Below are 5,976 nucleotides of genomic sequence, written 5' to 3' on the forward strand. Positions count from 1 at the left end.
GGGCGGCCGGGCTCGGCGGGGCGCCCTCGATCGGCGCCAGCGCCCGCCGCGCCCCGACGTCGAGCCGCGGGACCGAGCCGAGCAGCCCCACCGTGTACGGCATGCGCGGCCGCGCGTAGACCTCGTCCACCGGCCCGATCTCCACGGGTCTTCCGGCGTACATCACCAGCACCCGGTCGGCCATCCCGGCGATCACGCCCAGGTCGTGGGTGACCATGAGGATCGCCGCGTCCGTGGCCTGCCTCGCGGTCTTGAGCACGTCCAGCACCTGTGCCTGGATGGTGACGTCCAGGGCGGTCGTCGGCTCGTCGGCGATGATCACCTCGGGGTCGTTGGCGATCGCCATCGCGATCATGACCCGCTGGCGCATCCCGCCGGAGAACTCGTGCGGGAACGCCCTGGCCCGCGTCGCGGGTTCGGGGATGCCGACCAGGTCGAGCAGCTCCACCGCCCGGGTCCACGCCCTGTCCCTCGGCAGGTCCTGGTGCGCCCGCACGGCCTCCGCCACCTGGTGGCCCACGGTGTAGACGGGGGTGAGCGACGAAAGGGGATCCTGGAAGACCATGGAGATCGACCGGCCGCGGATCGCCGCCAGCTCGCGCTCGTCGAGCCCGATCAGTTCGCGGCCGGCCAGCCGTACCGACCCGTCGGCCCGCGCGCCGGGCGGCAGGAGGCCGAGGACGGCCAGCGAGGTGACGGACTTGCCGGAGCCCGACTCCCCCACGATGCCCAGGACCTCGCCGGGCGCCACGTCGAAGGTCACGCCGCGCACCGCGTGCACTCCGCCGGGGAAGGTGACCTGAAGATCACGGATTGACAGCGCTGTCATTTCAGGCATCAGGATCTCCCTTCGAGTGCGTCACGCAGCCCGTCGCCGATGAGATTGACGCTGAGCACGATGAGGATCAGCACCCCGGCGGGGAACACGAACAGCCACGGGTGCGGGATCGCCGCCGGGGCGCCGGCCGCGATGACCGTGCCGAGCGACACGTCGGGCGGCTGCACGCCGAAACCGAAGAACGACAGCCCGGCCTCGCCGATGATCGCGCCGCTGACGTTCAGCGCGCCGTCGATGATGAGGAACGACGACAGGTTCGGGATGATGTGCCGCAGCACTATCCGCGGCCCGGAGATGCCCATGTAGCGGGCCGCCTGCACGAACTCCCGCTCCCGCAGCGAGACGGTGAGGCCGCGGACGATCCGCGCGGTGAGCATCCAGCCGAACACGGCCAGCAGCAGGACCAGCACGACGAACCCGCTGCCCCGCAGCCGGGGCGAGAGGATCGAGATGATCAGGAAGCCGGGGAGCACCAGCAGCAGGTCCACGCCCCACATGAGCATCCGGTCGGCCCAGCCGCCGAAGTAACCCGCGAACGCGCCCACCACGGCCGCCAGCGCCGTGGAGATCACCGCCACGAGCAGGCCGATGAGCAGGGACTTCTGCATGCCCCGGACCGTCTGCGCGAACAGGTCGGCGCCGATCTGGGAGGTGCCGAACCAGTGCTCGGCCGTGGGGGGCGACAGCAGCGCGGTGAAGTCCTTCTGGTCGTACGCCCACGGGCTGATCGACGGCCCGACCAGGGCGAGCAGCACCAGCGCCGTCAGCAGGACGAGCCCCCCGATCGTCTCGGGGCTGCGGATCATCGCCCGGAGCACCAGCGTGCCGCGCGAGGCCATGGGAGCCATTCAGCTCACCCGCACTCTCGGGTCGAGCGCGGCGTACATCACGTCGGACAGCAGCCCGGCGAGCAGCACGAGCACGGCGCTGAAGAGCGACACCGCGGCCACGGCGTTGGTGTCCTGCCTGGTGACGGAGTCGACGAACCAGGCCCCCATGCCGTGCCAGCCGAAGATCTTCTCGGTGAACGTGGAGCCGACCAGCAGCAGCCCGAAGCTGTAGGCGAAGAACGTGGCGACCGGGATCAGCGCGGTGCGCAGCGCGTGCTTCAGCATGGCCGTACGGCGTCGCAGCCCCTTGGCCAGGGCGGTGCGGACGTAGTCCTGGCCGAGCACGTCCAGCATCATGCTGCGCTGGTAGCGGCTGTAGGCGGCGATCTGGCCGAGCGCCACCGTGAGCGTCGGGACGACCAGGTGGCCCACCCGGTCGGCCAGCGTGACGAGGAAGCCGCCCTCCAGCCCCGGGGTCGACTCACCGGTGATCGACAGGAACGACACGCCCAGCGTCCTGTTGAGCCAGGTCGCGCCGATGGCCAGGGCCGTGCCGAGCACGAACGTCGGCATCGCGAGCACCACGAACGACACCACGGTGATCGCCCGGTCGTCGGGCTTGTACTGCCGTAACCCGCTGTAGGCGCCGACCAGCACACCCGCGACGGAGCCGAGCACGACGCCGAAGAACAGCAGCCGCACGCTGACCCACATGCGGCGGCCCATCTGCTCGTTGATCGAGTCCCCCTCCCACGTCCTGCCGAAGTCGCCGCGCAGCACCCCGGCGACCCAGACGCCGTACCGCTGGAGGAGAGGCTCCTTGTCGTTGAGGTTGAGCGCGCTCAGCGTCGCGTCGATCGCCGCGACCGGCGGCCGGGGGTTGCGTTCCTCGTAGTTCGCCCGCGGATGGAGCGCGGTGGCCGCCAGCCCGTACGCCAGGCTCGCGGCGAGAAAGACCAGGACGAGGTAGTTCAGCAGCCGCCGCGCCAGGAACTTCACCATTCAGCAGACCTCGATCTCTCGTGCCCGTATGTGATCGGCGACGGGTGGCACGATTATCGAAAAGCGACAAACGACCCAACAAGATCCCGAAAATTCGGGCCTCGGACGGGGGTTTCGATGAGTCAGGAAGTATGAGTCCGCATGGCGCGGCGCGGGCAGCCCGGCAAGGGAAGGCGTTCGTCGACGAGCGGGGCGCCATCGACCGTGTGGACCAGCGCGCTCATCGGGCCCGCCGCGACGGCGTGGACCGGTACGTCGTGCGCTCCCTCGGCGACCCCACGTGCACGATCGCGGACGCCGAGGTGGTGTCGCCGGAGAGCTGCGGCCTGGGCCGGGTGGAACGGCACCCGCCGGGCTGACCCCGGGCCCCGGCCTGGGACGCCGGGCCTGACCTGGGCCCCGGCCTGGGACGCCAGGCCGGGCCCTCGGGTGTGGGGTGGGCGCTACGACAGGCCGGGGGCGGGGAACTGGGCGGTGAGCTCGCTGACCTCGTGGTGGACGCGGGTGATGACGCCGTCGGCGTCACCCTTGGCCAGGGCGGTGACGACCTCGTCCATCCAGGCGCCGATCTGCCGCATCTCGGCCTCGCCCATGCCGCGCGAGGTGACGGACGGGGTGCCGATGCGGATGCCCGACGGGTCGAACGGCTTGCGGGTGTCGTAGGGCACCGTGTTGTAGTTGGTCTCCAGCCCGGCCCGGTCGAGCGCCTGGGCGGCGGGCTTGCCGCCGATGCCCTTGGGCGTGAGGTCGAGCAGGATCAGGTGGTTGTCGGTGCCGCCGGACACCAGGTCGAAGCCGCGGGCGGCGAGCTCGTCGGCGAGCGCCTTGGCGTTGGCCACCACCTGGTGGGCGTAGGCCTTGAACTCGTCGGTGGCGGCCTCGTGGAGGGCGACGGCGATGGCGGCGGTGGTGTGGTTGTGCGGGCCGCCCTGCAGGCCCGGGAAGACCGCCTTGTTGAGCGCGGCGGCGTGCGCGTCGTCCGACGTCATCAGCATGGCGCCGCGCGGGCCGCGCAGCGTCTTGTGGGTGGTGGTGGAGATGACGTCGGCGTGCCCCACCGGGGACGGGTGCGCGCCGCCCGCGACCAGGCCGGCGATGTGCGCGATGTCGGCCGCGAGGACGGCGCCGACCTCACGGGAGATCGAGGCGAACCCCTCGAAGTCGATGGTGCGCGGGATCGCGGTGCCGCCGCAGAAGATCAGCTTCGGCCGGTGCTCCAGCGCCAGCGCGCGGACCTCGTCGAGGTCGACGCGGCCGGTGTCCTTGCGCACGCCGTAGCGGACGGGGTTGAACCACTTGCCGGTGGCCGAGACGGACCAGCCGTGCGTGAGGTGGCCGCCGAACGGCAGGCCCATGCCCATCACGGTGTCGCCGGGCTGCAGGAACGCCATGTAGACGGCCAGGTTGGCCGGGGAGCCGGAGTAGGGCTGCACGTTGGCGTGGCCGACGCCGAACAGGGCCTTGGCCCGCTCGTTGGCGAGGGTCTCGATCTGGTCGATGACCTGCTGGCCCTCGTAGTAGCGCTTGCCGGGGTAGCCCTCGGAGTATTTGTTGGTCAGGACGGTGCCGGTGGCCTCGAGGACCGCCTTGGAGACGTAGTTCTCCGAGGCGATGAGCTTGACGGTGTCGGCCTGGCGACGCTCCTCCGCCTGGATGAGCTCGGCGATCCGCGGGTCGACGCTAGCGAGAGAACTCATGACTCTCCTGTCATCATTGACATGTGCGAAGACCCAGGCGCACGGCCTCCGCTCCTTTCGCTCCCTGGTGGTGAGCCCACCTTCATGCGCCAGTCGCGTCGGTTTAGACGATAGCGGAAGTGCCGGCACGGCTCACTTCCGCGTGGGGGCGGGTCCATCCGGCGAGTCAGGTGCCCGGCGTACGGCTCACGCCCGGCCAGAGCCGGTCCACCTCGGCGTTCAGGATGGCCCCGATCAGCACGGCGAGCGCGGTGATGTAGAGCCAGAGCAGCAGGGCGATGGGCGCGGCCAGCGAGCCGTACACCGAGACGGGCGAGAACCACGCCGCGAGCACGGCGCGCAGCACGGCGGCGCAGGCGATCCAGAGCATCAGCGCCAGGATCGCCCCCGGCAGCTCCCGGTACCACTTGGTGCGCACCGGCACGCTCACGTGGTAGAGCACGGTCAGGAAGAGCACCGACCCGGTGATCACCACCGGCCAGTAGAGCAGGTCGACCATGACCCCGTACTCGGCCGGCAGGGTGTGCTTGAGCAGTGTGGGCCCGATCACCAGGGTCGGCATGACGATGATGCCGATGACCAGCCCCACGATGTACAGGCCGAACGACATGAGCCTGGTGCGGACGATGCCGCGCTCCTCCCCCAGGCCGTAGGCGACGGAGATGAGGTCGACGAAGACGTAGAGCGCCCGCGAGCCCGACCACAGCGACAGCAGGAAGCCGAGCGAGATGATCGAGACCTTGCTGGCGTCGTCTCTCAGCACGTCGTTGATGAGCGGGTTCACCACGGAGTCGATCGTCTCCTTGGTGAACAGCACGCCCGCCTGGTCGACCACCCACTGGCGCACCTCTTCGACCCGTTCCCTGCCGAGCCAGGTGCCCGCCTTGGCCAGCACGCCGATCAGGCCCAGGACGAAAGGGGGCAGCGACAGCAGCGCGAAGAAGGCCGCCTCGCCCGCCAGGCCGGTCACGCGATAGGTGATGCCGGCGTTGGTGGCCGCGCGGAGGATGGCCCAGTGCTTGGTGTCGCAGACCCAGTTCATACCGGCTCGTACGTTGGCGGCGAGCCGCCGCTTGGGCCGCGCGGGCGCGTCGGTTGACGTCATGGCACCCAGAGGATTCGCAGGAACTTTCAGGCAAGCTTACGTCCGCGGTCCAGTACCCCGCTCCGGGACGGGCATGCCCACCCACCACCCCGCCACCCGCCGCCGTCCCCTTCCCCGGTCGGCGGGCCGGCCGCGAAGATGGAACCGGAGAAAGGGGGGCCGCGTGCGCAGACGGCTGCTGGTCATCGTCTTCGCCCTCGTCGCCGGGCTGGTGGTGGCGCTCGGCCTGCCTCTCGCGGTGGCGGGCGCCGACCAGGCGTCCCAGGAGCTGTTCATCAGCAGGGCCGACGACACGGCCCGGTTCGCGGACGTGGCGGAGTCGGCGCTCTCGTCGGGCCGGACCGTGCGCCTGACGGCCGACCTCATCCGCTACGACGAGCTGTACGACACCCCGGTCCTCGTCGTGGACTCGGACGGCAGGATCATCGCGGCGTCGCGCGAGGGCCTGTCGGCCGCGCAGGACGCGGTGCGGCCACGGCTGCTGCGCGGGCTCGCCGGGCGCCC

6 protein-coding genes, 1 pseudogene and 1 riboswitch are annotated in these 5,976 nt (G+C 70.8%); of the genes and pseudogenes, 2 read left to right on the plus strand and 5 right to left on the minus strand.

What is annotated here, in order from left to right:
• From DQW85_RS29265 to DQW85_RS29275, 3 genes are all read right to left on the minus strand, one after another.
• Positions 1 to 829, minus strand: an 829-nt coding sequence (locus DQW85_RS29265) for an ABC transporter ATP-binding protein (RefSeq protein ID WP_162795469.1), incomplete at its 3' end; no start/stop codon positions are given.
• Positions 830 to 837: 8 nt separating this feature from the next.
• Positions 838 to 1,686 (minus strand): ABC transporter permease subunit, encoded by an 849-nt coding sequence (locus DQW85_RS29270; RefSeq protein ID WP_113703079.1) that lies wholly within the window; start codon positions 1,684 to 1,686, stop codon positions 838 to 840.
• Positions 1,687 to 2,670: an ABC transporter permease gene (locus DQW85_RS29275; protein WP_113703080.1), complete on the minus strand. Its 984-nt coding sequence runs from the start codon at positions 2,668 to 2,670 to the stop codon at positions 1,687 to 1,689. It lies immediately after the preceding gene.
• A gap of 131 nt (positions 2,671 to 2,801) precedes the next feature.
• On the opposite strand from DQW85_RS29275, the gene DQW85_RS29280 reads away from it, so the two are divergent.
• The gene (locus tag DQW85_RS29280; RefSeq protein ID WP_113703081.1) at positions 2,802 to 3,029 is read left to right on the plus strand and encodes a hypothetical protein; all 228 of its coding nucleotides are present in this window, start codon (positions 2,802 to 2,804) and stop codon (positions 3,027 to 3,029) included.
• Between the two features lie 84 nt (positions 3,030 to 3,113).
• Here DQW85_RS29280 and glyA read toward each other — a convergent pair whose 3' ends face one another.
• Positions 3,114 to 4,367 (minus strand): serine hydroxymethyltransferase, encoded by a 1,254-nt coding sequence (gene glyA / locus DQW85_RS29285; protein WP_113703082.1) that lies wholly within the window; start codon positions 4,365 to 4,367, stop codon positions 3,114 to 3,116.
• Positions 4,368 to 4,391: 24 nt separating this feature from the next.
• A riboswitch (ZMP/ZTP riboswitch) is annotated at positions 4,392 to 4,474 on the minus strand.
• 59 nt (positions 4,475 to 4,533) lie between these two features.
• Entirely contained in the window at positions 4,534 to 5,472 is a 939-nt protein-coding gene (locus DQW85_RS29290; RefSeq protein ID WP_113703083.1) for a YihY/virulence factor BrkB family protein, read from the minus strand.
• Positions 5,473 to 5,635: 163 nt separating this feature from the next.
• Here DQW85_RS29290 and DQW85_RS29295 point away from each other — a divergent pair.
• Positions 5,636 to 5,976, plus strand: a pseudogene (locus tag DQW85_RS29295) (hypothetical protein); the annotation flags it as partial.

Source organism: Nonomuraea lactucae (genome assembly GCF_003313395.1).
Classification (GTDB): domain Bacteria; phylum Actinomycetota; class Actinomycetes; order Streptosporangiales; family Streptosporangiaceae; genus Nonomuraea; species Nonomuraea lactucae.

Excerpts from the sequence above, each read along its gene's own strand:
- DQW85_RS29270 (WP_113703079.1), bottom strand. The coding sequence starts at position 1,686 with ATGGCTCCCATGGCCTCGCGCGGCACGCTGGTGCTCCGGGCGATGATC.
- DQW85_RS29275 (WP_113703080.1), bottom strand. The coding sequence starts at position 2,670 with ATGGTGAAGTTCCTGGCGCGGCGGCTGCTGAACTACCTCGTCCTGGTC.
- DQW85_RS29280 (WP_113703081.1), top strand. The coding sequence starts at position 2,802 with ATGAGTCCGCATGGCGCGGCGCGGGCAGCCCGGCAAGGGAAGGCGTTC.
- glyA (WP_113703082.1), bottom strand. The coding sequence starts at position 4,367 with ATGAGTTCTCTCGCTAGCGTCGACCCGCGGATCGCCGAGCTCATCCAG.
- DQW85_RS29290 (WP_113703083.1), bottom strand. The coding sequence starts at position 5,472 with ATGACGTCAACCGACGCGCCCGCGCGGCCCAAGCGGCGGCTCGCCGCC.